At 55.6% G+C, this 26,937-nt stretch carries 24 protein-coding genes; 8 read left to right on the top strand and 16 right to left on the bottom strand.

Annotated elements, in window-relative coordinates; translation table 11 throughout:
• Nucleotides 1-32 precede the first annotated feature (32 nt).
• Complete coding sequence (gene flhB, locus VQ830_RS00405) at nucleotides 33-1,109, top strand: flagellar biosynthesis protein FlhB (RefSeq protein WP_337266080.1); 1,077 nt, start codon at nucleotides 33-35, stop codon at nucleotides 1,107-1,109.
• Between the two features lie 10 nt (nucleotides 1,110-1,119).
• On the top strand, nucleotides 1,120-1,560 hold the full coding sequence (locus tag VQ830_RS00400; protein WP_337266079.1) for a BspJ family T4SS effector nucleomodulin: 441 nt from the start codon (nucleotides 1,120-1,122) through the stop codon (nucleotides 1,558-1,560).
• Between the two features lie 119 nt (nucleotides 1,561-1,679).
• Here the strand turns inward: VQ830_RS00400 and visR are convergent, their stop codons facing one another.
• The 13 genes from visR to VQ830_RS00335 form a co-directional block, all read right to left on the bottom strand.
• On the bottom strand, nucleotides 1,680-2,426 hold the full coding sequence (gene visR, locus VQ830_RS00395; protein WP_438617135.1) for a transcriptional regulator VisR: 747 nt from the start codon (nucleotides 2,424-2,426) through the stop codon (nucleotides 1,680-1,682).
• A gap of 10 nt (nucleotides 2,427-2,436) precedes the next feature.
• Entirely contained in the window at nucleotides 2,437-3,183 is a 747-nt protein-coding gene (gene visN, locus VQ830_RS00390; RefSeq protein ID WP_337266078.1) for a transcriptional regulator VisN, read from the bottom strand.
• 511 nt (nucleotides 3,184-3,694) lie between these two features.
• Nucleotides 3,695-5,383, bottom strand: a complete 1,689-nt coding sequence (gene fliF, locus VQ830_RS00385) for a flagellar basal-body MS-ring/collar protein FliF (RefSeq protein ID WP_337266077.1) — start codon at nucleotides 5,381-5,383, stop codon at nucleotides 3,695-3,697.
• A 404-nt stretch (nucleotides 5,384-5,787) separates the two neighbouring features.
• Nucleotides 5,788-6,177, bottom strand: a complete 390-nt coding sequence (gene cheT / locus VQ830_RS00380) for a chemotaxis protein CheT (RefSeq protein WP_337266076.1) — start codon at nucleotides 6,175-6,177, stop codon at nucleotides 5,788-5,790.
• 16 nt (nucleotides 6,178-6,193) lie between these two features.
• Entirely contained in the window at nucleotides 6,194-6,751 is a 558-nt protein-coding gene (gene cheD / locus VQ830_RS00375; RefSeq protein ID WP_337266075.1) for a chemoreceptor glutamine deamidase CheD, read from the bottom strand.
• Nucleotides 6,748-7,137, bottom strand: coding sequence for a response regulator (locus tag VQ830_RS00370; RefSeq protein ID WP_075641526.1), 390 nt, complete (start codon nucleotides 7,135-7,137; stop codon nucleotides 6,748-6,750). Before VQ830_RS00370 ends, cheD begins: the two co-directional genes overlap by 4 nt.
• Nucleotides 7,137-8,183: a protein-glutamate O-methylesterase CheB gene (gene cheB / locus VQ830_RS00365; RefSeq protein WP_337266074.1), complete on the bottom strand. Its 1,047-nt coding sequence runs from the start codon at nucleotides 8,181-8,183 to the stop codon at nucleotides 7,137-7,139. The genes VQ830_RS00370 and cheB overlap by 1 nt, the downstream gene beginning before the upstream one ends.
• Nucleotides 8,180-9,091: a protein-glutamate O-methyltransferase CheR gene (cheR, locus tag VQ830_RS00360; RefSeq protein ID WP_337266073.1), complete on the bottom strand. Its 912-nt coding sequence runs from the start codon at nucleotides 9,089-9,091 to the stop codon at nucleotides 8,180-8,182. Before cheR ends, cheB begins: the two co-directional genes overlap by 4 nt.
• Nucleotides 9,088-9,555, bottom strand: coding sequence for a chemotaxis protein CheW (locus VQ830_RS00355; protein ID WP_337266072.1), 468 nt, complete (start codon nucleotides 9,553-9,555; stop codon nucleotides 9,088-9,090). Before VQ830_RS00355 ends, cheR begins: the two co-directional genes overlap by 4 nt.
• 4 nt (nucleotides 9,556-9,559) lie before the next feature.
• Nucleotides 9,560-11,845, bottom strand: a complete 2,286-nt coding sequence (locus tag VQ830_RS00350; RefSeq protein WP_337266071.1) for a chemotaxis protein CheA — start codon at nucleotides 11,843-11,845, stop codon at nucleotides 9,560-9,562.
• A gap of 19 nt (nucleotides 11,846-11,864) precedes the next feature.
• Entirely contained in the window at nucleotides 11,865-12,230 is a 366-nt protein-coding gene (cheY1, locus tag VQ830_RS00345; RefSeq protein ID WP_337266070.1) for a chemotaxis response regulator CheY1, read from the bottom strand.
• Nucleotides 12,227-12,523, bottom strand: a complete 297-nt coding sequence (locus tag VQ830_RS00340; RefSeq protein WP_337266069.1) for an STAS domain-containing protein — start codon at nucleotides 12,521-12,523, stop codon at nucleotides 12,227-12,229. Before VQ830_RS00340 ends, cheY1 begins: the two co-directional genes overlap by 4 nt.
• A 63-nt stretch (nucleotides 12,524-12,586) precedes the next feature.
• On the bottom strand, nucleotides 12,587-14,200 hold the full coding sequence (locus VQ830_RS00335; protein ID WP_438617147.1) for a globin-coupled sensor protein: 1,614 nt from the start codon (nucleotides 14,198-14,200) through the stop codon (nucleotides 12,587-12,589).
• A gap of 829 nt (nucleotides 14,201-15,029) precedes the next feature.
• Here VQ830_RS00335 and VQ830_RS00330 point away from each other — a divergent pair.
• From VQ830_RS00330 to VQ830_RS00305, 6 genes are all read left to right on the top strand, one after another.
• Nucleotides 15,030-15,440: a hypothetical protein gene (locus tag VQ830_RS00330; protein WP_337266067.1), complete on the top strand. Its 411-nt coding sequence runs from the start codon at nucleotides 15,030-15,032 to the stop codon at nucleotides 15,438-15,440.
• 83 nt (nucleotides 15,441-15,523) lie between these two features.
• Nucleotides 15,524-18,082, top strand: coding sequence for a protein translocase subunit SecD (gene secD / locus VQ830_RS00325; RefSeq protein WP_337266066.1), 2,559 nt, complete (start codon nucleotides 15,524-15,526; stop codon nucleotides 18,080-18,082).
• Between the two features lie 391 nt (nucleotides 18,083-18,473).
• A complete protein-coding gene (locus tag VQ830_RS00320; protein WP_337266598.1) occupies nucleotides 18,474-20,036 on the top strand; it encodes a VOC family protein in 1,563 nt (520 codons plus the stop codon).
• A 572-nt stretch (nucleotides 20,037-20,608) separates the two neighbouring features.
• A complete protein-coding gene (locus VQ830_RS00315) occupies nucleotides 20,609-21,538 on the top strand; it encodes a glycosyltransferase family 2 protein (RefSeq protein WP_337266065.1) in 930 nt (309 codons plus the stop codon).
• Nucleotides 21,539-21,604: 66 nt separating this feature from the next.
• Nucleotides 21,605-23,095, top strand: a complete 1,491-nt coding sequence (locus VQ830_RS00310; protein WP_337266064.1) for a lipopolysaccharide biosynthesis protein — start codon at nucleotides 21,605-21,607, stop codon at nucleotides 23,093-23,095.
• 133 nt (nucleotides 23,096-23,228) lie between these two features.
• On the top strand, nucleotides 23,229-24,251 hold the full coding sequence (locus VQ830_RS00305; protein WP_337266063.1) for a polysaccharide pyruvyl transferase family protein: 1,023 nt from the start codon (nucleotides 23,229-23,231) through the stop codon (nucleotides 24,249-24,251).
• A 164-nt stretch (nucleotides 24,252-24,415) separates the two neighbouring features.
• Here the strand turns inward: VQ830_RS00305 and VQ830_RS00300 are convergent, their stop codons facing one another.
• The 3 genes from VQ830_RS00300 to groL all read right to left on the bottom strand — a co-directional run bounded on the left by VQ830_RS00300 (nucleotide 24,416) and on the right by groL (nucleotide 26,902).
• A complete protein-coding gene (locus tag VQ830_RS00300; protein ID WP_337266062.1) occupies nucleotides 24,416-24,625 on the bottom strand; it encodes a KTSC domain-containing protein in 210 nt (69 codons plus the stop codon).
• 335 nt (nucleotides 24,626-24,960) lie between these two features.
• Complete coding sequence (locus VQ830_RS00295) at nucleotides 24,961-25,191, bottom strand: hypothetical protein (protein WP_438617134.1); 231 nt, start codon at nucleotides 25,189-25,191, stop codon at nucleotides 24,961-24,963.
• Nucleotides 25,192-25,273: 82 nt separating this feature from the next.
• On the bottom strand, nucleotides 25,274-26,902 hold the full coding sequence (gene groL / locus VQ830_RS00290) for a chaperonin GroEL (protein WP_337266060.1): 1,629 nt from the start codon (nucleotides 26,900-26,902) through the stop codon (nucleotides 25,274-25,276).
• Between the last annotated feature and the right edge of the window lie 35 nt (nucleotides 26,903-26,937).

The raw sequence follows: 26,937 nt of genomic DNA, 5'->3' as shown, positions 1-26,937 counted from the left end.
ATCGCGCGGCCATTTTCGCTCAGGGAGAGCCTATGGCCGACGGCGAAGATAAAGACAGTAAAACAGAAGACCCGACAGCGAAAAAACGCAGCGACGCGGCAGAGAAAGGCAATGTGCCATTTTCGCGTGAAGTTCCTTTGTTTGCCGCGGTGCTCGCGATCTTTGTCTATACGATCTTCTTCCTGCCTGAAGGCATGGCCAAGACCGCTGATTCTCTGAAGGACATTTTCGAGCAGCCGGACCAATGGCGTCTTAACAATTCCACTGACGCATTGTCGCTGTTTGCTCACCTAGGCTGGGTCAGCGCCTCGATATTGGCGCCCGCTCTGATCCTTTTCATGGTTTTCGGTCTTGCCGCATCGATCGCGCAGAACCTCCCGCATCCGGTTCTGGAGCGCATTCGGCCGCAATTCTCACGGTTGTCTCCCAAAGCTGGCATCGGCCGTATGTTTAGCGTTGCGGGGTTGATCGAATTTGGAAAGTCCCTGTTCAAGGTGGTGATCGTCGGCGTGATCGTCTTCGTTTCGCTGAAAAGCGATTACTTCGGATCGATCGACGGTATCTTTTCAGATCCTCAAACTATTTTCCCCCGAATGATGTCGGCGATGCAGAAAATCACCGTCATCATTCTTCTGGCAACGGCCGTCGTGGCGATTGCCGACTTCTTTTGGACGCGCCATCATTGGTTCACGGGCTTGAAGATGACCCGGCATGAAATCAAAGAGGAAAACAAGCAGTCTCAAGGCGATCCCGCGGTCAAAGGTCGTCAGCGTTCCGTCATGCGCGACAGGGCACGGCGCAGAATGATCGCCAATGTCCCGCGCGCCACTTTGGTGGTTGCAAACCCGACTCACTTTGCCGTGGCACTACGCTATGTTCGTGAAGAAGACGACGCACCGGTCGTTGTTGCCAAAGGCCAGGATCTGATCGCGCTGAAAATTAGAGAGATCGCCGAGGCGAACGGGATCCCGGTTTTCGAAGATCCACCTCTTGCACGCTCCATGTTTGCGCAAGTCTCGGTCGATAGTGTCATACCGTCCATTTTCTACAAAGCTGTGGCAGAACTCATACACCGGGTCTATGCCACCCAAGCAAGAAATAAACGGTAAGTTAAGCAATATGAAGAAGTGCCCCTACTCTGAGCTGCGAGAAAGAATTCTCGCCGAAGCCATCAGCCCGGTCGCAACAGAATTGCGGCTGCTGGACGCTGCCGATCTTATTTCCCTTCTTCGTTACGAGCGTTATGGCAATCTTTCGGATCTCGTCGCTTCTGCGGCGGAATTATTTTTTCATCCTGGTATTGTGAATTTCGGCCTCGGCGGCAGTTATACGCTGGAATGGAGCGGGAAACCGGAAGTAATTCTTGATCTCGAAATCAAGCCGCCCGGCGTCACGGTCTATGCGCAGCTAGTGCTGGCTGAAAACCTCGCAGGTATCGAAATCAGCCATATCTCTTTCGAAAATCCATCTTCCAATCATGACGTCAACACAGCCTTCCTGGAAAATAGCTTGCGCGCTGCACGTTTTCAGCCGCGCCCGCTCCAGGCGCTCGCCTGCTGAACAGCAATCGAGATCCCGCGACATGATAGTCGCGGACCTCTTTTCGCTCGAAAAGATTGTTTCCAGAAAACGTCAAGCCCTCACTCGCCGTTTGCCTTAATAAGGCAGGAAGGCTTTTATCAATCGATATATCCAAGGCGGATAGCCTTGGCGATCGCTTGTATTCTATTGACGGAATTGAGCTTGACCGTGGCAGAACCAAGATACGCGTTCACGGTATGAACCGACAGGCCAAGCTTTTCAGCAATTTCTTCGCTGATCCGCCCGTCTCCCGCCAATTGCAGACACGCTATCTCACGCTCGCTCAATGCTTCCGTGGCCGTAGCTCGTCGCTCATCGAGAGACAGAAGATCTCTCATCACCTGACAGGACCGCGTGTGCAATTCGACCAGGCTATCGCCTTTCAGGCTGATCATCTCACCACTGAAGACGACAAAGCCATTGCCGATGGCGCCGAGACGAACGGGAAAGACAATCCCCATTCCAGGCAATTCTATTTCCTCTACGAGAGCAATAAAGGGCTTTAGCGCAATTAGACCAGCACTTCGCTCCGGCTCGCTGAGCCAGACCAAAGGCAAAACCGAACGGTCGAGATGCTGTAGAAGAAGGTCGGCACACAACTCGACAAAGGTGTGAGTCAACTTCGGGTCGACCGACGACCAGTTATCGATCTCCGATACCAGACGCTGCTTTGCGAGCGCGCCTGAACCGGCGGTCCTGAAGACAGCGAAATTGTCAGCGTTTGCCAGCTTTTGCATCGCGACTAGACGAGGAAAAAGATCAGATCGGCTGTTGACTTTGCCGGGGCGCGAAGAACGAGGTCCTCCACCTCCATGTTCGGCCGATGCGTTCACCGCATGCTTCAAACCGGGTCTCCTATACGAGATTGTTTCTGACGGCGAAGGCAATTGCTTCCGATCTGGTTTTCGTGGCAGTCTTGCGCATTACGCTTGTGATGTAGTTATTGATGGTATTACGGGAAATTCCCAAAATCATCGCGATTTCATCGCTGGTCTTGCCTTCGGCAATCCAAAATAGACATTCGAGTTCGCGATCTGTCAGGTCGAAATCCCGCTCGGATCTGATGATCCCATAATTCAGGAAGCTCGCAAAATAGCCCGCAAGCAGTCCGACATCGCGTAGGCGCTCGGAGGAAAGGATAAATCCGTCGTCAAAGAGAAAGACGAGCGACAGGCGGGAGCGGCCAATATTGAAAAGCAAGGAGCAATATTGACGGCTTGCGCCATCCGGAACAGAAACATCATCGGGTAGAAGAGCAAAACTCGGTTGGAAAAGCTGCAGACACTTTTCCATTTCAGTCAGGCGAGACAGGCCTGCCGCGAAGATCGGCGCCATTTCCTTGACGAGATCGAAAGGCCAATCTGAAGAAACGACGAAGTCAAGGTCTGCTTCTTGCACGAGATCGGCGCGACCAAGGAGATAGTGGGACGCTCCCACATATTCCGTCAAAAGCTGGAAGCCCCTCTGGATCCTTGCTTGCCCAGCCACCATCCGCAGAGCATCAAGAAGTTCGTCCCGCGAAGGCAATCCCGTCGTGGCTACGCCCACAAAATTGGGTGGCTTTCGATCGCCCCTCATCGCCTGTAATACATTCATATCCATCGGCAACGTCCCGCAATCAGTCATTAGCTTAAAGGGCAGTGTTCAAGCCAGTTAATCGAAAACATCCACGGGCTTTGCGAATCAACCAGACTGTACTCGACGCACTAAGAAATTCACATCTCCCAGTTCTGGGGATTAACTCGGTATTTACTGAGCTGTGTCCTGCCCTCGAACGCTAGAACTTTAAAACTTTCTAAAAAATAAGGTGATTCGAACATTTTACGCAAGAATCACGTCTTCCAGGGGAAGAGTGACAGGTTTTTGCGATAGTATTGTGAGGATGCAGAAAGCGCTTCTCTCGTAACCTAACAAAAAGGTTATAAAATTCGGCAGCTTACCAAAGATGTGCCAAACGGTCAGCTTTCGAGCAAGCGGCCGGCTCGCGAAGCAATTTGCAATCGAATTTCATTTCGCCTGTTAAAGCGCCCAAAAAAAGAGGCAGCCTGTGCTGCCTCTCGCTGTCTCTCACGTTCTTTTCCACAGTACCGTGGGCTTTATCAATTTGCCTTCATCAGGCGGCATTATCGACGGCCCATTTTCTGAGAATTTTGGCGGCCCGCTCTTCGTTGATCTCGACCATGCGAGCCAGCTTGCGCTCCGGTCCTTCTTTAACGCGGCGGTTGAAGTTACCGCTATCGTCGCCAGCGCCAAGCAGATCTTCAGTGCTATCGAAGCCAAAGTCAGAGCCAAAGCCGTCCATCAAAGCACCGCCAGCGCCTTCCATGCCGGTTGCTCCCGGTGCAAAGTCAGGAAGCTCTAGACCGACGCCCTCAGCGGACGTATCACCCGCCAACTGGTTGCCATTGATGCTGCGAACGATCGGCCGGACGCCCATCCAGATAACCACGAAGGCGACGAGGACGAAGGCAAGCGAGTTGATGATGCCGGCAAGGTTGCGGCTCAACATATCCATGACCTTGGACCCGCCGCCCGCCTCTTCGAGAAGCTGGCTTTCCATGAAGTCCATCGCGGTCACGGTGACAATGTCGCCACGATTGGTATCGATCCCTGCAGCCGCCGTAACGATTTTCTGCATTTCGGCAAGGTACGCATCGACCTTGGCTTGATCGGCCGGTTCTCCGACCATCTGGGCAATACGGCCCTTGTTGACAACGACTGCAATCGACAGTTTTTCGATGCGATAGCTGTTCCGCGTCGTCGCCGTCGTCTTGCTGTTGATTTCGTAGTTGGTTTGCTCTTCTTTTTTGTCAGACTTGTCCGAGGACTGCGGGCCTGCCCCACCGGTATCGGGAGCAGCCTGCGGAATGTTTTGTTCGACGGTGGAGGCGTTGTCGGACTGCTTCTGCTGAGACTGCGAAGCTTCCTTTGTGGTGCGTACGGAACGCTCCACCTTCGATTCCGGATCGTAAGTGGTTTCCTGAATCTGCTGTGCATCCGTGTTCAGCTGTGCCGTCACGCTCGAACGGAAGTTGTCCATGCCGAGGAACGGAGCAAGGGCCTTGTCGATGTTGTCACCGATTTCGCCCTGGACGTTCTGAACGATGCCCAGGGAGCGGTTCAATGCGTTGTTGGAGGCCTCATCGCCGCTGGCGAGAAGCTGTCCCGATGAATCGAGAATGGTCACGTCGCCAACATCAAGGCCAGGTACGGCTGAAGCGACGAGATGGCGGATCGAAGCGGCCGCGTTGCGGCCTGCCGATGCGCTCGCGCGAATCATGACAGACGCAGTCGGCTTCTGTTGTGCGCGGCGAAAATTGCCTGCTTCCGGCATAACGATATGAACGCGTGCAGCGTTGATGCCCGAAATTGTTTGAATGGTCCGTGCGATTTCGCCTTCGAGGGCCCGCACTCGCGTAACTTCTTGCATAAAGGAGGTCAGGCCGAGCGAACCGACATTGTCAAACAGCTCGTAGCCAGCGTTGTTGCTGTTCGGAAGTCCCTTCTCAGCCAGAAGAAGACGCGCCTTGCCCGTCATTCCTGCCGGCACCGTAACGCTCTTTCCATCCGACCCGACTTCGAAGCCAATGTTGGCTTCGGCAAGCACCATGCTGATTTGGTTGAGGTCCTGCGTATCAAGCCCGACATAAAGCGTCTCTTGCGCAGGCTTGTTGACGAAAAAGGCGGCTGCAAGAATGATGGCAATTGATAGAACACCAACACCTGCAAGCGCCAACAGTCGCGTTCGCCCAAGGGATCCCAGATTTTTGCCAACCTGAACTAGTTGATTTAACAGATTCATTCTGTTCTCGCGTGACCGTCTACAACAAGGTAGGCCTATTGCCTGTCGCGACGATAGACAGCGAAACTTGCGTGAGGATGTCCTAGTGGCAAGAACGGAGGCGCCAGACCAAACCGGCGCGTGCGCTGGTGAAGGCGTTATACGCCTTCAGGATGCAGGAGGCCTTCGCTGAAGTGGCGTCTTAGCCCGGCAGAAATGGCATCTTGACCGGCAATCGCGCGATTGCACCATTTAGCGTTAGCGCGTCTTGCGTATCAGGAGATACGCATAGGACACGCTAGGTTTCTTGATCAGAGCATCGATTGCCCAGAGTCTTCCCTGATTTCCGGGCAGTTGGTGCAGCTATGATATCGGAGTTTGCGATTTTCCTCGTCGATCGAGGCTGTTACCGAACATGAAGCCCCTTAAAAGAGGTCGCAATCGCCGGCGGCTTTGTTGAGCGGCTGCGAGTGGCCATGGCGGAGCACGCCGCCAAGAGCTTTTTGCATCTCGGCGAGCTTTACCAAATTGAGCGCCGTTGCAATATCGACTGTCCAGCTCGACGGCATATCTGCAGTGATCGTATCGATGAACTCGGCAATTCCCCTCGCCTTTTGCACGGCGAGATCGATCCCCTGCAAAACTTTCATGGCATTAGGAGCATTAAGGACTTCCGGACCTTCGAGCTCCAGAAGCTGGGGCTCGATGCGTTCGATCAGGTAGGCAACATCGTGCAGTTCCGAAACGATGCGCATCAACACATCCGGCAGCGCCTCGAAAGGAGAGGTAAGATCAGGCATCGGATGCGTTGGCATATAAAACTCCTGTAACTTAAAAGAACTCGATGCTGGATTCGACGGGCTTGGATACCGGCGCTGGGCGCTGCTGTTCCATAGCCACGGTCTTTTGGGTTTCCGCACCTGTGAGAGGATACTGTCTGGCCCGGCCTGAGACCGGCCAGAACTCTAATTTTCTACCGTGATCGCCACCGGTGCTTGACCCAACGATCGGAATACCTTCGTCTCTCAGAAACTGTGTAGCGAAAGCAGCGTTTTGCTCCCCGACATTCGAAAATGTCGAGATCGTTTTCGCTCCTCCGAAGATCTTGGCCTCCAGGCGGTCGCGGCGCGCGCCCTGCTTAAGGAGGCCGTTGATCAACAATTCCATGAGGTGAACGCCATAACGCGTTGCATCACCGCCTGTCATCGGCATGCTGCTGTTGCCAGGCAGAAGGAAATGATTCATGCCACCGATGCCCGCCACAGGATCACGCAAACATGCTGCTACGCACGAGCCCAGAATGGTCGTCAATACAGCATTTGGATCATTGGCGATCTTCCACTCACCCTGGATAATATGAATGCGGCGAGCGACGGGCGCATCTGTCATTTCAAGGCTCCAAACACGGCTTCGATAGCCGCTTTCATTTTTTCAATCGTAAACGGCTTGGCGAGAACGTTGTTCGCACCGAGCTGGGCGGCTTTCTGAACAAGCGCACGATCGCCCTGTGCTGTCAGAATGATAAACGCAGCCTTCTTCGTCGTCGGATTGCTGCGGACCGCCTGCAGCAATCCCAGACCGTCCATCTTCGGCATGTTGAAGTCGGAGATGACGAGATGGTGGGGCTGCTGGGCCATGATTTTCATTCCCTGCTCGCCATCACCGGCTGCAGTGATTTGTTTGAAGCCAAGCTGGGTCAACGCGTCGCTGAGCAGGAGACGACTTGTTACCTGGTCGTCAACGATCAACACTTTTATCTTTTCAGCGATGGACATTATTCCGTTCCTTCCTTTCGGGCAGCGGTTAATTTTAAAAGCTCTTCGCCTATTGCCTGCAGCGGAAGCTGCTGCTCGACAGCCCCGAGTTCGTATGCCACTCGAGGCATGCCATAGACGACGCAGGTTTTTTCGTTCTGACCCACCGTTCGGGCTCCGGCATGACGCATTTTCAAAAGACCGGCAGCGCCATCCCGGCCCATTCCGGTGAGGATCACGCCAACAGCATTGCGACCAGCGAGCTCAGCCACCGAGTCAAATAGAACATCGACGGACGGTCGGTGACCGTTCACCGGCGGCCGGTCCACCAAGCGGCAGCACGGTGCAGATGCGTTGGTGACTTGCAGATGACGCTCACCGCCCGGCGCAAGGTAGATCTTGCCGATCTCAAGCCTCGCTCCGTCCGTTGCCTCCTCCACAACCGGCGCACAAAGCCTGTTCAAGCGCTCTGCAAAGCTCTTGGTGAAAGTAGAAGGCATATGCTGTGTGATGACGGTTGGCGGACAATTTGCGGGAAACTTCTGGAGCACTGTGATCAGGGCTTCCACACCGCCGGTTGACGAGCCTATGGCAATGATTTTCCGACCGACACGAAAGTCGGACGTCGATGGCGCTGGCTGCGGCGCTGGCTGGCTACGCTTGGCGAAGCGATTGCCCGATCGTGCTGCAGCCTTCACTTTGTCGGCGAGATCGGCAAAGGGCCGGAAGTCGCCGGGCTGGGGCTTTGCAACGCAGTCGAACGCGCCAATCTCCAGGGCAGTCAAGGTCGCTTCGGTGCCGCGATGGGTCATCGTCGAAACCATAATGACGGGCATCGGCCGAAGCGTCATGATCTTTTCGAGGAAATCGAGGCCGTTCATGTTCGGCATTTCGATGTCCAGTGTGACCACATCTGGATCCAGCGTCTTGATAGCCGCGCGCGCTTCGAGCGCATCGCCAGCCTGGCCGACGACGTTGACTTCAGGGTCGGAATTCAACACGGCGGTGATCAATCCGCGCATGGTTGGAGAATCATCGACGACAAGAACCCGGGCCGGTGCGCTCATGCCTTTTTCCCCCTATTGGAAGCCATGTAGCGATAGGTGGTGATGCCGATATTGTCGAAGACATGCTTGGCGTCGCCAGCAACCCGTTCGGAATGTCCGATGTAAAGGTGCCCTCCGTCGACGAGCATCTCGGCAAACCGCGACCAGATCCGCGTCTGGGTCGGCTCGTCAAAATAGATCACGACATTGCGGCAGAAGATGGCGTCGAACTTGCCCTTAAACGGCCACTGGCCAAGAAGGTTCAGCTCGTTGTAGGTGATCAGCCGCTTGACCCGATCGTCGATCTTGTATCGACGCCGCCCCTGGACATCGACTTCGCTGAACCATTGCTTGCGCATCGCTGGCGATACTGTTTCGAGCGAGTTGTCATCGTAGACACCCGTACGGGCGCGATCGAGGATCTTGGGATCGATATCCGTCGCTAAGATCCGAAAATCGTAATCTGCAGCATTCGGCATCATCGACAGAACCGTCAATGCCATTGAGTAGGGTTCCTGCCCGTCGGAGCAGGCAGCAGACCATAGACGCACCCGTCCACCGGAACGAGCCCGCTCGATCAAGCCTGGTAAAACGCTTTCCCTCAGATGATCGAAATGATGGTTTTCGCGAAAGAAGCGCGTGAAATTGGTCGTCAGGTGGGAAAGCATTTCGCGGCGCTCGGCCGCGCCCGCTTGCGATGCCACCAATTCACAATATTCCCTGAAGCCCGAAAGCCCCAGATTACGGATATGTTTGGACAGACGCGAATAAACAAGGGAAGCCTTGCTCTCGTTCAGAGAAATTCCGGCGTCGGAGTAGATCATCGCGGCAATTTCCGACAGGTCGCGGCGTGTGAGCGGGTATTCGCCGCTCGCCAGAACCTCGTCTGAATTTCCGCTTCGCCAGTCTTTTTGGCTTGGAACGATCATGCGGCTTCATTCTCCTGTCCGCCGAAAAGCGTATCCAACTCAAGAAGACAGATCATCCTGTTCTCAATCGACAAAATGCCCTTGGCAAGCTGCCTGACGAAATCGGAGGCGACATCCGGAGTCGGCTGTATGTTGTCTTGCGTTATCGTCAGGATGTCCGAGACAGCCTCAACCAGCAGGCCGACAACCTTGCGTCTGGTCTGGGCGACAATGATGACATGGCGCGGCGTAGGCTGCGAGAAACCCATGCCAAGACGTGCCGATAAATCCATGATCGGCAAAACCGCGCCGCGTAGATTGATGACACCCACAACATCGGCTGGCGCATGCGGCATCGGAGTGGCTGGGGTCCAGCCGCGGATTTCACGCACCGACATGATGTCGACGCAGAATTCCTGGTCTCCGATCCGAAATGCGATCAGCTCCTTGTCTGCCTGGTTTTGATTCCTCACGATACCCGACATGTCCTTAACCTGCTGCAGCCAATGCCATTTCCGGCTTCAACGCCTGACCTCTGGAAGCGCCCACCACGGCGTCTACATCCAGGATGAGCGCCACGCGTCCATCGCCCAAGATCGTTGCCGCAGCGATGCCCGGAACGTGGGTGTAGTTCGCTTCAAGGCTCTTAATGACAACCTGACGCTGTCCCTGGATCGCATCGACGATCAGAGCACGCTGGCCGCCTCCTTCGGACTCCACCAGAAGCGCAACGCCCTCGACGGGATTGGCCGGTGTGTTTCGGTAGTTCAGGATACGCCCCACATCGACCAGCGGGCAGAAGCTGTTGCGGATCGAGATCAGGCGATGGTTTGCCCCAAAGGAATGGATTGCAGAGGCTTCCGGCTGAAGTGTTTCCACGATCGCGGTCAAAGGAACGACCAGCGTTTGTCCCGCCACCGTCACGACCATGCCGTCAAGGACGGCCAGCGTGAGCGGCAAACTCATCGTGAAAACGGAGCCTTGGCCAGGCTTCGAAGTGATGTTGATACGCCCGCCAAGCGCCTGGATCGAACGTTTGACCACGTCCATACCGACACCACGGCCCGAAATATCGGAGATCTTGTCGGCAGTGGAGAAGCCGGGCAAGAAGATGAGGTTGTCGACTTCTTCATCCGATAGATTGGCGTCGGCTGAAATCAGTTCGTTGGCAATCGCCTTTTGACGAACCTTCTCACGGTTGATCCCTGCACCGTCGTCAGCAAGTTCAATCAGAATTCGGCCGGAGCGATGCTTTGCAGTAAGGCGAACCGTACCTTCAGCGTTCTTGCCTGCCGCCTCACGCCTTTCGGGCGTTTCGATACCATGGTCCACCGCGTTGCGGATCATGTGTGTCAAAGGTTCGGCCAATTTGTCGATAACCGTCTTGTCGACTTCGGTATTTTCACCTTCGGTGATCAACCTGATCGATTTGCCGGTCATGTCGGCGATTTCGCGAACGATACGCGACATACGCTGGAAGACTGGCTTGACCGGCTGCGCGCGGATCGCCATGACCGAGTCCTGGATCTCGCGGGTCAGCTGCTGCAGCTCTTCCAGGCCCATATTGATGGACGAAGTCCCGGTCGAGTCGTTTTCGATAACGCTCTGCGACAACATTGCCTGATTGATGACAAGCTCGCCAACGAGGTTGATGAGGCGGTCCACGCGGTCGAGATCGACACGGATCGTCTGACCAGCGGCAGCGTTTGCGGCGCCGGCTGCATTCTGAGCGGCAGCCGCTGCTGCTGCAGCGGATTCTTTCTTTTCGACACGAGAGGCTGCTGCAGCCATTTGCGAAACATTCGTTGCTGTTTCAGCGGCGCTTACGGCAGCTGCGATATCGGCCTTGGCAGGCTCTTCGACAGCTTCGGCTTCAGAGGCAGCTTCATCCAGCATGGATAGGTCGAAAGGCACCGGCGTCATCGGTAGCTCTTCCTGGGGCTTCGCGGATTCAGCGGCTTTGACCGTCAGCTCGCAATCCCACTCGGCAAATTCGAAGACGGTGCGGATCGCGTCTTCGCCTTTGTCCGTATGAAGCGTGACATGCCAGAAGAAGTAAGCAGCTTCCGGATCCAGGCGCTCGAGATCGGTCAGGGCATCCATATTGCAATAGACGCTCATCTGTCCGAGACGGGACAGATCACGCAACAGCAAAGTGGCATCGTTGCCCTTGGCGTAAAGCTGATAGCTTGGCTTGAAAACGATTTCGTAAGCTGTTCCGCTCGGTTGCGCATCTTCCTGAGGGCCGTCGTCGTCGAAGCCGTCAAAGGTGAACGGAATAGGCTGGAAACCGCTATCGTCGGTCGGTTTCGGGGCGGGCGTAGGAGCAGCGGCCGGCTTGGCCGCGGCAGCGGCTGGCTTTGCAGGCGCCGGCGCGGCCGTGGGCAGCGGCTCGCCATGGGCGAGCGCTTCCAATTCCTTCACAAGGCCGCGGCTGCGATTTTCATCGACGCCGCCACCGTCACGCGCCGCATTGGTGAGGTCGGCGAGCACGTCGGCCGACTTCAACATCACCTTCAGCACGTCTTGTGTCGGCTCAAGCTTGTTGGATCGAACGCAATCAAGGGTCGTTTCGAACACGTGTGCGAAGGCGACCAGGTCATCGAGACCAAAAGCACCGGCGCCGCCCTTGATCGAGTGAACAGCGCGGAAAACCGCGTTCACTGTTTCCGGGTCACGATCGCCGTCATTCATCTTGAGGAGACCGGATTCCAGTTCAGCGAGCTGCTCCTCGCATTCTTGGAAAAAGATCTCTTTGATTTCGTTCATATCCATAGGAGGCAATCCCGAAGGGTTAGGCGGTTACGCGTTCAATAGCGTCGATCAACTTTGCAGGGTCGAACGGCTTTACGATCCAACCGGTCGCGCCGGCCTGACGTGCTCTGTTCTTCTTTTCTGCATCGCTTTCCGTCGTCAGAACGAGGATTGGAATCGCGCGATATTTCTCGTTGCGACGGACACCTTCGATGAAGCCGAAGCCATCGAGGCGAGGCATATTGATATCCGTGACGATGACGTCAGGATTAGTTTCTTCAAGGACTTCAAGTCCTTCAACACCGTCCTCAGCTTGGATGGTCTCGAAACCTGCATTGTTCAGAGTAACAAGAAGCATGTTTCGAATGGTCCGTGAATCATCCACGGTGAGTACTTTTTTCTTCATTGCGCAATCTCCTTAGCGAGCAGGTGAGCGATATCGACGCCGATCAACTGCATGGTCTTTTCAAAAGCATCAGATACCGCAGAGAATCTGAGGCTTCGGCTATCCTGATCCCAGGTCTTCTCGGCAGCCGCCAAAACCTGGGCGCAGAGCCCGCCGAGACGCTGCACGGCGGACGCATCAATCGAGACATCCTCGCCCCGCATGGAAAGAAGCTTGTCCCTGAGAGCCGCGGCTTCATTCAGGTCAAGTACTGGCGCTAGGCTGAGCGTAGCCACGCTTTTTTTCACCGCCATCAGCTTATCCTTGTCCTCATTTTTGGTGCCGGCCAGCGCCGGGTAGAGCTATAATGCGCCCGTTTAGTAAATATTCCCTCCACCACCGGCTGCTAACGGAAGGTGAAATGAAGAATTTTCTTGATTTAGATTTTGGATTTTCTCCAACGGCGATTGCGGAATGGCAGAAGCTACATTCGCTTTTCTTCGTACCAAGCCATCTTCGCGAGTTAGATGAAACTGTTGAACCTTACGGCCAAGCTCAACGATGACCGTACGAAGCTTGTCGGCCTCGTCAGCCATGGCCGTTGCCTTGCGATCATGTGCGGCGGCGTGGGCGCCGACTTCGGAAAGGTCATTTACGACATCCTGCAGCCGGGCAAGATCCTGCCCGGTGCGCCCGGCGATACCTGCAACAGCAAGGTTGATCGTGGAAACACGGTCCGCAATGTCGTTGATTGATTGCTGCGTGCGTCCGACTATTTCGACGCCCGCGCCAACCTGTGTCTTTGTCGTGGAAACCAGTGTCTTGATCTCACGCGCCGCATCTGCCGACCGTTGCGCGAGCGCACGCACCTCTTGCGCCACGACGGCAAAGCCGCGGCCAGCATCGCCTGCGCGAGCGGCCTCGATGCCGGCATTCAACGCCAGCAGATTGGTTTGAAACGCGATCTCGTCGATTACGCCGATGATCTGGCCGATTTTTTCGGCGGATCGTTCGATGTCCGACATCGCATTGATGGCTTCGCCAGCCACTTGCCCGCTTTGCTGGACTGCTGTCTCGGTCGCAGCGGCGTCTTGCTGAGCCTGACTTCCGGCAATTGCGCCTTCTCGCATTCCCGTGGCAACCGCTCTCAGTGCCTCCGTAGACGCGCTGATTTGTCCGGCATTCCCAACGACATCATTTGCGAAGCTTTTCGCGGCGTCAGACAAACTTTCAGCGGAAGATTGCGCGATTGTCGTCACCTGCGCCATGCCGCGCAGGTCGGCATCCAATTGATTGAGGACGTTGTTAAATGCGCTGGCGGTCGGTGCACATAGGCTACCATCCTCGACCGGTGCGCGAACCGAAAGATCTTTTTCCGAAAGCGCTTCCATGACGTCGTTGAAGGTCGAAAATATATCGGCCCGCGCCTTGTCCCGTTCTTCTTGGGAATTGCGCCGGGACGCAACACGCAATGAATTGAATCGAAGTGAGACCGAAATCTCCACGTCGACCATGACGAGGCGAACGACGGCGGCAATGAGATCGACAATTTCTCGACCGCGACGCTTGGAGCCCGGCATCAGCGAGCGCTCTACAAGCTCTCCAGCCAAAGAAGAAACGATATGCTCGAGAATGACCGCATGGCCCGCAATATGCCAGCGGGGGTCGAGGTTCATGCGCTCTTCGCAATCGGCGAGCACCTTCACCCGTTCAGCGTAGAGACTGTCGAAGCGCGCGTCCGTCAACACGTCCCAATGCGAGGACTGCAAATCGTGAAGGCGCTCGATCTGACGTTCGCTTTCAAAACTTCTGGCCGCCTCTGGCGACGTTTGCAGCCTCTGGAAAAGATCCCGCAGCCCATCCTTCAGGCTGTCTTGCAAGTCATTGCGATGACGACGAACAAGATCACACTGATCGGAGTCAAGGCCAGCAAACCTCAGCCGCTCGCGGAGGCTGCCTGCCTGCGCGCTTCGAGCCTGATCTGCGTGCATGTCCTGCGTCAAGTTTCTTATCCCATCCCACGCCAGCAAACTTCGGTGGCTATTTTCTACCGCAGCAGAGCAAGCGACCGATCTCAACGTGGGCCTCGACGGTGCACGTCAGCGATCAGGCTGCTATTTCTCTTCGGCAATGTATGAAGAGGAGATACCGGTTCTTCCGGTACGACGGTGCGGCGTCATGCCAATTTGGGAACGAAGAAAGAATCCCAGTCCGACGTAATAGGCATGTTTATGGTTAATTCCTTGCCTGAAGGTTAATGCCTTCTTCACGGCCACGAAGAATTCGCACCATGTCTCTGCGATACTGCTAAATTTCTTAACAGTTGCCGCAAAGCTACAAGCTCCAGACAAGTTTCGGTATATAAAAGTACTTGTAGGGTCGTGACATGATGTCAGGGGGAATGAGAAATGATTGCATTCGGATTAGGCTCCTCCCTAATTGCTGTTATAACGCTTGCCGCGATTACGCTGCTTGAAAAAATAGAGACGCAGCGCGGCGCCATCGTCGCCAAAGTGCTCTAATCTTCCAACTTTTGCTCTTGGTCGGACCTGTCTACGGTGGATGCATCGCAAGACAAACTTGCGTTTTTCCGTTGGCTGAACTGACTTGATAGAGCGATGGCTCGAGCGAAGCGCGCGCCTTTCGAAAAGCTTTCTCGAACCCGTTCGACCCTCTTTCCGACGCCCCCGCCATTGCGGGCCGCGCGGTTGTCCTACTCGCAATTGCAGATTAACGACGAGTACCCTAGGAAGCCGAGACTTAGCCTGATATAAGCCCGGCATCATTTTACTGTAGCAAGCACCCGAGACTGCAAAAGCCTTGACACGCGATGTAAACGAGATTGCTGACGATAGCGCGCCGCCGGCCCGGCTTGCGCATCGTTTGGCGATCTCGTTGGTCATTGCGCTGTTTACGCTGATCGGGCTTGTTTTTGCGGGCGTTCCGACAATTGGGCCCCGAAATCAGAATGGCGTTTCTTCGCCGACGAAAGACGGACAGCCGACGCAGGTAACGACACGTGATGGCTTGCGCGCAGTCGTTACCGCCGATCGCAAAGCGGTTGCAAAGACAGTTGGCCTCGACGACGGGGCCGCCCCAATTCTCCTGGCATCAGGCACTATATCGCTGTCTTCTGCGGATATACACTATCTGCTGCCACGCCTCGGGCATGAAAAGCCTCCTCATCTTGACTATTTTCAGCCACGCGGGCCGCCAGCGCCGATCGCTTGAGCTGCTTTTGCCAGCTTTTCTCCAGATTTAGCATTCAGCGCGAAGCGGCATTTGCCCGACGCGTATAACAAGGCCTTATCTTCATGCGCACATCTCGCTCGCTGGTGTTCACCTATATGGCGATCATCATCATCGGCATCTTAATTGCTTTGCCGAACGTTCTGCCGCAGTCTGTTTTGCAGTCCCTGCCTTCTTGGCTTCCCCATAAGCAGGTCTCGCTCGGTCTCGACCTCCGTGGGGGCTCACACCTCGTCCTGGAAGTCGAGCAAGCCGACCTGATGAAGGAGCGTATGCAGACGCTGTTGCAGGACGCTCGCCGCGTCCTCACGGCCAAAGGCATCCAGACCAAGTCAATCGTCCGCAACAACAATAACCAGATTATCGTCACCATTGCCGACGCGGCGCAAAGCAGTGCCGCCGTCACTGAGCTCAACACACTCGCCACCCCGGTGAGCACTGGGTTGAGTGCAGGCAAGAGCGATCTTGACGTCAGCTCGTCCGGTGACACGGTGACCGTAGGTTACTCCTCTGCAGGCGTCAGCGCTGCGGTCGACGCCGCGATCCAGCAGAGCTTGGAAGTCGTGCGCCGGCGCGTAGACCAGGTCGGTGTTGCGGAGCCAACAATCCAGCGTATCGGCGGCAATCGTATCCTCGTTCAGCTGCCAGGCACGCAGGACCCGACGCAGCTGCGCCAGCTCCTTGGCTCGACGGCAAAGATGTCGTTCCATATGCTGTCCGATAACGGCCAGCCTGGCCCGGGCGTGACGGTGATGAAGGACGATGAAGGCAACAGCTATCCTGTCCTTGATCGCGTTGAGCTTTCCGGCGACCATCTGAAGAAAGCGTCGGTCGGGTTTGACCAGAATACGCGTGAACCTGTGGTGCAATTCGCATTCGACAGTGTCGGTGCGACCCGATTTGCTGACATCACCCGTCAGAATGTCGGCAAACCCTTTGCGATCGTGCTTGATAACAAGGTGTTGAGCGCTCCAGTCATCCGCACCCCGATCCTCGGCGGAGCCGGCGAAATTTCCGGCCGCTTCAACACCCAGACTGCAACAACGTTGGCCGCCATGCTGCGCGCCGGCGCTCTGCCTGCAAAGCTGACCGTCATCGAGGAACGCACAGTTGGCGCTGATCTTGGCGCTGACGCCATCAAAATGGGTATTTATGCCGGTATCGGTGGCTACGCTCTCGTCGCCCTCTTCATTCTGTTCCTCTACGGCACGTGGGGTCTGCTCGCCAATGCCGCACTGGCATTGAACGTCATTCTGACGTTCGCCGGCCTGACCCTTGTCGGTGCGACACTGACACTGCCCGGGATCGCAGGTGTGGTCCTCGGTATCGGTTTGGCCGTTGACGCAAACGTCCTCATCAATGAACGCATCCGTGAGGAAACGCGGAAAGGCAAGAGCGCCTTTGCCGCGATCGATGCGGGCTTCAACAGGGCTTATTCAACCATCGTCGACGGCAATATGACCGCGTTGATTGCGGCCGCTATCCTGTTCTTCGTCGGTACCGGTCCGGTTCGTGGCTTTGCCGTGACCATGGCGCTCGGCATCATGATTTCGATGTTTACCGCAGTCGCCGTTGTCCGTGTCATCATGGTTGCCATTGCGCGCCGCCGCAAGATGAAGGTTATTCACATCAAGCCTCTCCTGCCGATCCATCTCATCCCTGATGGCACCAACATCAAGTTCATGAAGGCGCGCTTTGTCGGGATTGGCGTTTCAGCGCTCCTGTCGATCGCCTCGATCGTGCTCTTCATTACACCCGGCCTCAACTATGGTGTCGACTTCAAGGGCGGTATCCAGATGTCGGTTCGCACACAGGATGCTGCAAATCTTGGTGCGTTCCGTGAGGGCCTGAACAATCTCGGTCTTGGTGAAATCGCGCTGCAGTCCTTTGGCGACAACAACAGCATTCTGGTGCGCGCACAGCGTCAGGATGGCGGCGAAGAGGCGCAGACCGCCGCCGTTGCCAAGCTGAAGGAAGCCGTCGTCAAGATCGATCCCTCGGCAACGGTCACGGGCACAGATGTTATCGGTCCGAAGGTCAGTGGCGAACTTGCTTGGGCGGGCGTACTGTCCGTCATCCTCGCCAGCCTTGCGATGCTCTTCTACATCTGGTTCCGGTTTGAATGGCCGTTTGCGGTCGGCGCAATCGCGACCCTTGTCCTCGACGTGACGAAGGTCGTCGGCTTCTTTGCGCTGACTGGCCTTGATTTCAACCTGACGGCAATCGCGGCCATCCTGACACTGGTCGGCTACTCGGTGAACGACAAGGTCGTGGTCTACGACCGCATGCGCGAAAATATGCGGCTCTATAAATCCATGCCGCTTCGCGAGATTATCGACAAGTCGATCAATGAAACGCTGGCAAGAAGCCTCTATACGGGCGCGACCGCCTTCCTGGCCCTGCTTCCGATGGCGATTGCCGGCGGTAGCGCGGTGGAAAGCTTTGCTGTACCGATGGTCTTCGGTATCCTCGTCGCGGCTGCTTCGTCCGTCTTTATCGCAGCACCGATCCTGCTGTTCCTTGGCGACTGGCGTCGTCGCCATCGGTCCGCGCACGCAAATACCGATGCCAAGAGCAGTTCTGCAGTCGAAATAACGGCTGGGCCACGGAAAAACGCCGGCTGATTTCCAGACCATTTTTCGAAGTAGAGGGCGCCGATATTCTTCCGGCGCCCTTGTCTTTAATATGACATGAACGGCCTTTACGGAGATGGCGCCGGCGCGATAATGTCGTAGGCTCTCCAGATGTTTGGACGTAACTTGCGGACTTGAGCCGCTTCCACCATCTGGATTGTCGGAATGAACGACACCCGGCTTTTTCTGATGCAGGCGACGCTCAAATGCATTGATTTGAACGCAAAGACTATGCATCGGATCGCACACTGACAGCGACATTAGCGCTTTCGGTAGAACGCGCCGCGCTGTAGAAACTCGAAGCGCTTACTTTTGGGGCAGCATGGCGTTACTTTCCGTTCTTATCTTGTCGCTTCTATTCCCATCGACACAGGCAGGCTCTATGGTTTCCGGGATTCACCACGTCACGCTGATCACCCGAAAAGTTCAGGCAAATGTGGATTTTTACGCGGGCTTCCTGGGTCTGCGTTTGGTGAAGCAGACAGCCGGCTTTGAAGACGAAAATCAGCTTCATCTTTTTTATGGTGACGCAGAGGGAACACCAGGATCGCTGGTATCCTTCCTGGTGTGGGAAGATGGTGCGCCAGGCCGCGCCGGCTACGGTCAGTTCAATGAGCTGTCGCTGGCCATCAATCCCGCCAGCATCGGCTACTGGGTGACGCGCTGCATCAACTTCCAGATGCGCAGCGAGGGTCCCACCGAAGAATTCGGCGAGCCGGTTCTGAGATTGAAGGATCCCGATAAAGTCATCGTGAAGCTTGTTGGCAATGCAACGCTGACCTCTCCTGCCGTCTGGGACGGGAGCGACGTTCCCATTGAGCACGCCGTACAGCGCGTGCGCGGCGCAACCATGCTGACGGAAAAGCCAGCTGAAAGCCGCGAGTTTCTGGAACGGCACTTCGGTTACCGCTTCCAGTCGAGCCGCGGTGCGATCCAGCGGATGACTTCGGACAGTGGAGATGTCGTCGATGTGAGAGATGCCGGCGGGTTCTGGTCCGGGGCGCAGGGAACGGGTGTCGTGGATCATGTCGCGTTTCGCGCTGCCGACGAACACGAACTGAATGCGGTTCACGAGAATATCGTAAAAGACCCTTCGTCTACATCTGCAACGACCATCCATGACCGGAAATATTTCAAGTCGCTCTATGTCCGCGAGCCGGGCGGGACCTTGTTCGAACTGGCAACCGATAAGCCGGGCATGACGGTCGATGAGCCCCGGAAGACACTTGGAACTAAGCTTTTGCTACCGGCAAACACGATTACGGATCTCGACCAGCTGAAGGTCACGCTGCCGCAGTTTTCAATGCCCGGCCAACCGCGTGTGAACTATAGAGATCTTCCCTTCGTGCATCGATTCTACACGCCGCCGAACCCTGATGGATCGGTGTTCGTGCTGTTGCATGGCTCGGGTGGGAATGAAACGACGTTGATGCCGCTGCTTCATAAGGTTGCGCCAAGAGCGACCCTGCTTGGTGTCCGCGGTCGTGCTACCGAGGAAGGCTTTCCACGCTGGTACAAGCGAATAACGCCTTTTTCGTTCGATCAAACCGATATCAAAAGCGAGGCCCAGGCTTTTGCTTCGTTCATCGAGGATGCGGTCAAGTCCTACGGCCTCGACCCCGACAAGATCGTCTTTGTCGGCTACTCGAACGGTGCAAACCTCTTGAACTCCTTGCTGTATCTTCATCCGAATCTGGTCCATCGTGCCGTCTTGCTTCGATCCATGCCGGTTCTGAAGGAGTACCCGCAAACCAACCTGAAGGGCACGGATCTCCTCGTGATCAGTGGCAAAACGGATGCTTACGGAAAATATGCCGGAGACCTCGAAAGCCGCCTCAAGTCCTCGGGAGCAACTGTCGATTCCGACGTTATTTCCGGCGGTCACGAACTCGGCGATGCCGACGTTCCCTTGATCAAGCAATGGCTTCAGCAGGAGCAGCATTGACACGTTTGTGCCCAAAGCACGAATTGGGCGCAACCAACCTCGTGGACAGGACAATCTGAACACGAGATTTGCGCACTCATGATGTCGTGCAGCCTTTGGCAGCACCAGCTTCGTCAGGCGTCGCACCGAGCGGCAGGTTCAGTTTCGCGAGAAGATGCTCATAGTGCATGACGAATCTCCTGATCACGAGGAGCATCGCGTGTTTATCAACAGCGGAAGACTGCTTTGGATATACAATGCGCACCGAACAGCAACACGGCTTCTTCTTGCTCGACGATAGACAAAATCCTAATTCGAGATACTGTTTCCAATTCGTTTCTTTGCTCGAGCAGCGTTCCAGCGTCATCATCGCTAGCAAAAATCAATTTTTATACTATTAATCAAATTTTATTACATTGCTGTTCTGCAAAAGGATTTCCTCGGGTTGCTTTTATTCAATCGCCCTTAAATTACCTCATTAATGCATTGATTCAGCACGTCTAGCGGTTTTGCTGCACTGCAAAACTTTCTTGCGGTTGTGCTTTCGCCGCTTTATCCTTTGTCAGAAGATTGATCGCAGAAGGGAAAATAGAATGGTTTCTCGTCCTGTGGACATCAGCCTGCTCATGTCATCGCGCAACCGCGCGCAAGGACTGGCAACGTGTCTTGAGGCAGTTGCCACCGCCGCATTGCAAGCTAAAAATCTACAGCTCGAATTCGTCTTTGTCGATAACGGATCAACCGATAACACATCTGAGATTGTTCGAAACTGGTCGCAGACGGCGCCCATTGCGACAACGCTGATCTACGAGAAGCGGCCCGGCCTCGCCGTCGCCCGTAATACTGGCATTCGAGCAGCATCTGGGAAAATCCTCGCTTTCACTGACGATGATTGCGAAGTTTTTCCGGACTATTTCCTGCAAATCCAAAAGGCATTTGAGGGGGATCACGAGCCGGTCCTGCGTGGCGGGCGTATCGAGCTTGGCGACAGTCGCGACCTTCCAGTAACCATCAAGCCCGAACTTGAGCCAGCTGTGCTGACAGCCGATTTGCATGCTGGCGGCTTTATCCATGGCGCCAATATGGCCTTCTCACGCGCCTTGATCGACAAGATCGGCCTTTTCGATACGCGCTTCGGCGCCGGCACCGCATTCCGCTCTGGAGAAGATACCGACTTCACGCACCGGGCGTTCAATGCCGGCATTCGCGTCGAATATCTTCCCGACTTTGCTGTCAAACACTTTCATGGACGGCGCCTGACGGAAGAGGTGCAAAAGCTGCAGCGTGGCTATGCCTTTGGCAATGGCGCACTTTATGCCAAATACCTCTTCGACCGCCGCTCCAACATGCGTGGCATGTTGCGCTGGGATATTCGACAGGCGGTCCGCGAGCTCATCACACGTAAACGCCCCAATGCAGATCTCGGCTTCACGCACAGCAGCACGCTGAAGGACAGCGTTGCTGGAATGATTGCTTATTGGCGGTCAGGAAAGCTGCAAGAAGATCAGGCCACTGGCTCTTGAGATCAGATTACTTTTCCATCTCGCGCCGCTTCCAGCGGCGAGTGATCATTTTTGAGTGGAGTTCGAATGGCTGACGCCGCACTTGCGCATGGCGACCTGAAGAAGAAGACCGCGCTTTCGGTCTTATGGTCGGTCGTCCGTGTTGCCTGGATGACGATCGCAACCTTTATCATCTTTGTCGTGCTCGCCCGTATCCTCGGACCAAGCGACTTTGGCACATTTGCGCTTGCCAGCCTATTCGTAGAAATCGGCCGCGTCATTGCTTATGCGGGACTTGGCGATGCGGTCACGCGTCAGCTGGAACTCGACGAAGAGCTCGCCGATACCGCCTTTTGGGCAACGCTTGCCTTCAGCAGCCTGGTTGCTGTCCTCGTTTTCAGTTTCGCGCCCGCTTACGGGGAGCTGGTGCGAGACCCCGGCGTGTCTCCCCTGTTGCGCTGGCTTGCGCCGCTGCTGCCGATTTCCTCGCTGGCGGTCATTCACAATGCGCGACTTGCACGCGAGTTTGGACACAAGAGCCTGGCCGCCCAAAGCATCGTTGCAAGCCTTTTGGCGGGCATTACTGCGGTTGTCTGCGCCATGCTGGGTTGGGGCGTCTGGTCGCTTGTCGCTCAGACGGCAGTTAATGCAGTCGTCACCGTTCTCCTCGGCTGGTACTCCTATCGCTGGATGCCGAGGCTGCGCTTCAGCATTCCCATTTTCCGCTCGATCTTCCTCTTCAGCGTCAGCCTCGTCGTGACGCAGCTGATGTGGATGTTGCTGGCCCGCGTGCAGGACATTTTCATTTCGCGGTGGTACGGCCCTGTTGAGGTCGGCCGTTACCGTATCGCTTGGCGTCTGATCGAATTGATCGGACAAGCCGTTCTATCGCCCATCAGCAGCGTTTCGCTGGTGACCTTGTCGCGCCTGCAGAATGATCCTGAAGCGTTCCGCAACGCTTATAACAAGATTATCGGGATCGCGGCACTCGGAACGATCCCTCTGCTGCTCGGCTTCGGCGCCTTGTCGACAGACATGATTGCAATGCTGTTCGGCGACAAATGGGGCAACGCGGGCGATATTGCCACGGTCCTGGTCCTCATGGCGGTACCTTTCGTTACGAACTTCTTTGCCTCATCGGCACTGTCGGCGGTCAACCGCGCCGAGTCGGTTCTGTCGGTTGCAGCTCTTCAGCTGGTGGCCACGCTGATCTTGACCTGGATCCTGGTTCCCTACGGTGTCGTTGCTGTCGCAGCCGGCTATGTATTGCGCGCCTGGCTGACCATGCCTTATCAGCAGTATGTTCTGAGCCGCTTTGCCCATATCGACGCCTACGGAACGTTGAAGGCCGTTGGACTGCCCTTTATTGCAGCCGCCGTCATGGGGCTCGTCGTGTGGTTCTGCCATCCAATCATCGGCAGTCACATCGAGAACCGTTGGCTTTCGCTTTTCACGACAATCGCCATCGGCGGGATCGTTTATCTCGGCCTGCTACCGGTTATTGGACGATCAGCCATGCGGCCCTACATCGCATTGGTGGCTTCCGTGCTGCCGATCAGAAAGCGGGCTCAGGCATGATCGATGCTAAGCCCATTATCGAAAGACTGCAGTTCCCAAGACAGGTCATGGAGAGGATAGGCAGATCAAAATCTATCGCTTGGAATAGATCGATCCGTGCTTGCGTTCTCCCCACGCTCAAAAGGAGTTTTTAATGCTGGAAACCAATGTTGCAACGATCCAGAGACTTCAGCGGCTGATCACCGATCGGCTTGCCGATCTCTTCGATCCCAATGAGCGCTTTGCGCTTTTAGACTTCCCCAACCACTACAACATCGGTGACAGCGCTATTTGGCTGGGCGAACTTGCCTACTTCGATGGACGTAAGACACGGCCATCTTATGTGACCGAAATCCCCACATATGACGAAGCACGCATGCTCGGAGCGATCGGTGACGGCCGCATCTTCCTGCACGGTGGGGGTAATTTCGGGGATATTTGGGCTGGGTATAGGCAGTTCCGCGAGCATATGCTCGACCGCTTCAAAGGCCGGCCGATCGTGCAAATGCCACAGACCATTCATTTCCGCGAGCAGTCGGGGATCGACAGTACGGCACGCGCTATCGAACGCCACGGCAATTTTACGCTTCTCGTGCGCGACCAGCGCAGCCTCGAATTTGCGCAAAAGTGGTTTCAGTGCGAAACGCGCCTTTGCCCGGATATGGCTTTCTGCATCGGTCCTGTCGAAAAGCCAAAACCGCAGCATGAGCTTCTCTTGAACCTGCGCGAAGATCAGGAAGTTGGCGCGCCACAAGATCTGACAGCAGCGACCAGCCGCCCGGGCACTGTGAAGTCCGACTGGCCGGATGAGCCGGCTGATTTCCAGCGTACAACAAAACACACGGCAATCCTCAAGGGCCTGATGTCCGGCAGGATCGGCGGACGCGCAAAGATGACCGAACTTGCTTACCGCGAACGTGCTCAACAGCGGTTCGACCGTGGCGTTGCACTTCTCGGCTCTGCTAAGCAAGTGATCACGGACCGTATGCATGGCCATATCATGTGCGTGCTGATTGGCGCCGATCACTGCGTTCTTGACAACAGCTATGGCAAGACGAGCAGCTTCATTGAAGCCTGGCAGACCTGTAATGGTGAAAAAGCTGCTATTGTTTCCACGGTGGACCAGGCGCTTGAAATCCTGGACGCAAGACGCGTGCGTCAGAGTCAGGCTGCGTAAGGCCGGTCGAAATGCCTGCACGACCCTATGCTGGGGTCGTGCAATTCGTTTGTTGCGGTCTGAAATTTATGCGACCGCAACAAGGCTTATGCCTTAAGTTCCGACATATTCAGGATGCGAACGCAATCAGCTTCTAGCCTGCGCATCAAGAAAAAAGGATTGATTTAAGCGGCAAGCCGCTTGAAGCGTGTGCGGATGTGGTCGATGTAATGCTGCCCGGGCGAAGGCGCGGCGACCATGGCGTGAATGGCCTCTTCCGTGACGCCCTCAAAGAGACGCTCTTCACCATTCTTGAACTGGATATAAAGCCGTCCGTCTTCCGGCCGAAAATAGATCGACTTAATGATCCGGGAATTGACAGAAACTTCCTTCATGTGCCGCGGGTCCTCTGTTTTGCAAAACTTCTTCTTCAACATGACGGACATGGTTTGTCCCCCTGTCTTGTTTCATGAAGGCGAGGCTAGCAAAAAGGAGCAAAAATTAGGTCAACCGACTTGGTTGATCGAAGGTTACATGGCGGCTGTATTGAGTGCGATTACACCGCAACTCGTATCATTATGGGATAGCCCATCGCTTGGAGGCGTTTGCAGTCGCGGTTATGCCGAAAATTGAGGTCAATCCCGCGTGCGACGTTAAGTCTTGAATGCTGACAAGAAGCAGAGCGCCAGTTCCCTGCCGCTCTGTCATCCGATTTGTTGGCGAGCTTGCCTCAGGTCAATACAGCCTGGCGAGACGGTGGTATTTCGCGCTCTGGCGGGGAAGGTTCATATGCTGCTTCAACCATAGCTCGCAGTTGGTCTGGCTTGCGAACGCCTTGGCGATAAAGCTGCACGGTGATTGCAGCAATCCGCTGCGCTTCTGGAGATGCTTTGTCGAACCCCACCTGGAGGCGGAAGGCATCGAAAACGCGCTGACAAATCATGAGGTCCCGCGCATCCATGCCTGTTTCCAAACGTCTTAAAACGGCCTGAACCATGATCGTACGAAAAGGCCCGCCTTATCGAGGCGGGCCAAACATCATCTTAGAAGTCCATGCCTGCGCCCGCCGGCACTGGAGCAGCGGCTTCCTTCTTCGGCTTTTCTGCAATCATTGCTTCTGTCGTCACGAGAAGGCCGGCGACAGAGGCTGCATCTTGCAGCGCGGTACGCACGACTTTCGCAGGATCGATAACTCCCTGGCTGTAGAGATCGCCGAACTCGCCGGTCTGAGCATTCCAGCCATAGGAGAAATCGCTCTTTTCGCGCAGCTTGCCGACGATGACCGAACCTTCTGCACCGGCATTTTCAGCGATCTGGCGAACTGGCGCTTCAATGGCACGGCGGACAATATCGACACCGACGCGTTGATCGTCATTGGCGAACTTCACGGCATCGAGCGCCTTGATCGCGCGCAGCAAGGCAATGCCGCCACCAGGCAGAATACCTTCCTCCACTGCGGCGCGGGTTGCGTGCAGCGCATCGTCCACCCGATCCTTCTTTTCCTTGACTTCGACTTCCGTCGAGCCGCCAACGCGGATCACGGCAACGCCGCCAGCGAGCTTTGCGAGACGCTCCTGCAGCTTTTCGCGGTCATAGTCAGAGGTGGTTTCTTCGATCTGGGCGCGAATCTGTGCCGTGCGGCCTTCGATGTCGGACTTTGCGCCTGCGCCGTCAACGACCGTGGTATTTTCCTTATCGATTACGACCTTTTTCGCCCTGCCCAGCATGTCGAGCGTGACATTTTCGAGCTTAATGCCGAGGTCCTCGGAGATCACGGTACCGCCCGTCAGGATGGCGATGTCTTCCAGCATGGCCTTACGGCGATCGCCGAAGCCGGGAGCCTTGACGGCAGCAATCTTCAGGCCGCCGCGCAGCTTGTTGACCACGAGGGTCGCCAGCGCTTCGCCTTCAACATCTTCAGCGATAACGAGAAGCGGCTTACCGGACTGAACGACTGCTTCAAGAACCGGCAACATTGCTTGCAAGTTGGAGAGCTTCTTCTCATAAATGAGGATGTAAGGCTCTTCCAGCTCCACGCGCATCTTGTCCTGATTGGTGACGAAGTATGGCGAGAGGTAACCGCGGTCGAACTGCATGCCTTCAACAACTTCAAGTTCGGTTTCAGCGGTTTTGGCTTCTTCGACGGTGATGACGCCTTCGTTGCCGACCTTTTCCATCGCTTCGGCAAGATAACGGCCGATTTCCGCGTCGCCATTGGCGGAGATCGTGCCGACCTGAGCAATTTCTGAATTGTTGGAGATCTTGCGTGCATTGCGCTTCAGCTCTCCAACAACGGCATCCACGGCAAGGTCAATACCGCGCTTCAGGTCCATCGGGTTCATGCCCGACGCAACGGCTTTCGCGCCTTCCTTAACGATCGCTTGGGCCAGAACCGTTGCGGTGGTGGTGCCGTCACCAGCGAGGTCGTTGGTCTTGGAGGCCACTTCGCGCAGCATCTGCGCGCCCATGTTTTCGAACTTGTCTTCCAGCTCGATTTCCTTGGCAACGGACACACCGTCCTTGGTAATGCGAGGAGCGCCGAACGACTTATCGATCACCACGTTACGGCCCTTCGGACCGAGGGTCACTTTGACGGCATTTGCCAGCGTGTCGACGCCGCGCAGCATCTTCTCGCGGGCCTCGCTATGAAACTTGACTTCTTTAGCAGCCATTCTTTCAATCCTTTCAAAGCTTTGATGTCACAGAT

This window comes from Oryzifoliimicrobium ureilyticum, assembly GCF_037199735.1.
Taxonomy (GTDB): domain Bacteria; phylum Pseudomonadota; class Alphaproteobacteria; order Rhizobiales; family Rhizobiaceae; genus Rhizobium; species Rhizobium ureilyticus.
This window is presented reverse-complemented; position numbering and strand designations above follow the sequence as displayed.

What these genes read in the sequence shown, in the direction of transcription:
- VQ830_RS00355 (WP_337266072.1), bottom strand. Translation starts at nt 9,555, where the DNA reads ATGTCGGGTATCGTGAGGAATCAAAACCAGGCAGACAAGGAGCTGATC.
- VQ830_RS00320 (WP_337266598.1), top strand. Translation starts at nt 18,474, where the DNA reads ATGGTTTCCGGGATTCACCACGTCACGCTGATCACCCGAAAAGTTCAG.
- VQ830_RS00350 (WP_337266071.1), bottom strand. Translation starts at nt 11,845, where the DNA reads ATGGATATGAACGAAATCAAAGAGATCTTTTTCCAAGAATGCGAGGAG.
- VQ830_RS00305 (WP_337266063.1), top strand. Translation starts at nt 23,229, where the DNA reads ATGCTGGAAACCAATGTTGCAACGATCCAGAGACTTCAGCGGCTGATC.
- fliF (WP_337266077.1), bottom strand. Translation starts at nt 5,383, where the DNA reads ATGAATCTGTTAAATCAACTAGTTCAGGTTGGCAAAAATCTGGGATCC.
- cheB (WP_337266074.1), bottom strand. Translation starts at nt 8,183, where the DNA reads ATGAGCGCACCGGCCCGGGTTCTTGTCGTCGATGATTCTCCAACCATG.
- VQ830_RS00310 (WP_337266064.1), top strand. Translation starts at nt 21,605, where the DNA reads ATGGCTGACGCCGCACTTGCGCATGGCGACCTGAAGAAGAAGACCGCG.
- VQ830_RS00370 (WP_075641526.1), bottom strand. Translation starts at nt 7,137, where the DNA reads ATGTCCATCGCTGAAAAGATAAAAGTGTTGATCGTTGACGACCAGGTA.
- VQ830_RS00315 (WP_337266065.1), top strand. Translation starts at nt 20,609, where the DNA reads ATGGTTTCTCGTCCTGTGGACATCAGCCTGCTCATGTCATCGCGCAAC.
- groL (WP_337266060.1), bottom strand. Translation starts at nt 26,902, where the DNA reads ATGGCTGCTAAAGAAGTCAAGTTTCATAGCGAGGCCCGCGAGAAGATG.
- VQ830_RS00300 (WP_337266062.1), bottom strand. Translation starts at nt 24,625, where the DNA reads ATGAAGGAAGTTTCTGTCAATTCCCGGATCATTAAGTCGATCTATTTT.
- flhB (WP_337266080.1), top strand. Translation starts at nt 33, where the DNA reads ATGGCCGACGGCGAAGATAAAGACAGTAAAACAGAAGACCCGACAGCG.
- cheY1 (WP_337266070.1), bottom strand. Translation starts at nt 12,230, where the DNA reads ATGAAGAAAAAAGTACTCACCGTGGATGATTCACGGACCATTCGAAAC.
- VQ830_RS00335 (WP_438617147.1), bottom strand. Translation starts at nt 14,200, where the DNA reads ATGCACGCAGATCAGGCTCGAAGCGCGCAGGCAGGCAGCCTCCGCGAG.
- cheD (WP_337266075.1), bottom strand. Translation starts at nt 6,751, where the DNA reads ATGACAGATGCGCCCGTCGCTCGCCGCATTCATATTATCCAGGGTGAG.
- VQ830_RS00400 (WP_337266079.1), top strand. Translation starts at nt 1,120, where the DNA reads ATGAAGAAGTGCCCCTACTCTGAGCTGCGAGAAAGAATTCTCGCCGAA.
- cheT (WP_337266076.1), bottom strand. Translation starts at nt 6,177, where the DNA reads ATGCCAACGCATCCGATGCCTGATCTTACCTCTCCTTTCGAGGCGCTG.
- visN (WP_337266078.1), bottom strand. Translation starts at nt 3,183, where the DNA reads ATGGATATGAATGTATTACAGGCGATGAGGGGCGATCGAAAGCCACCC.
- VQ830_RS00340 (WP_337266069.1), bottom strand. Translation starts at nt 12,523, where the DNA reads ATGGCGGTGAAAAAAAGCGTGGCTACGCTCAGCCTAGCGCCAGTACTT.
- cheR (WP_337266073.1), bottom strand. Translation starts at nt 9,091, where the DNA reads ATGATCGTTCCAAGCCAAAAAGACTGGCGAAGCGGAAATTCAGACGAG.
- VQ830_RS00295 (WP_438617134.1), bottom strand. Translation starts at nt 25,191, where the DNA reads ATGGATGCGCGGGACCTCATGATTTGTCAGCGCGTTTTCGATGCCTTC.
- secD (WP_337266066.1), top strand. Translation starts at nt 15,524, where the DNA reads ATGCGCACATCTCGCTCGCTGGTGTTCACCTATATGGCGATCATCATC.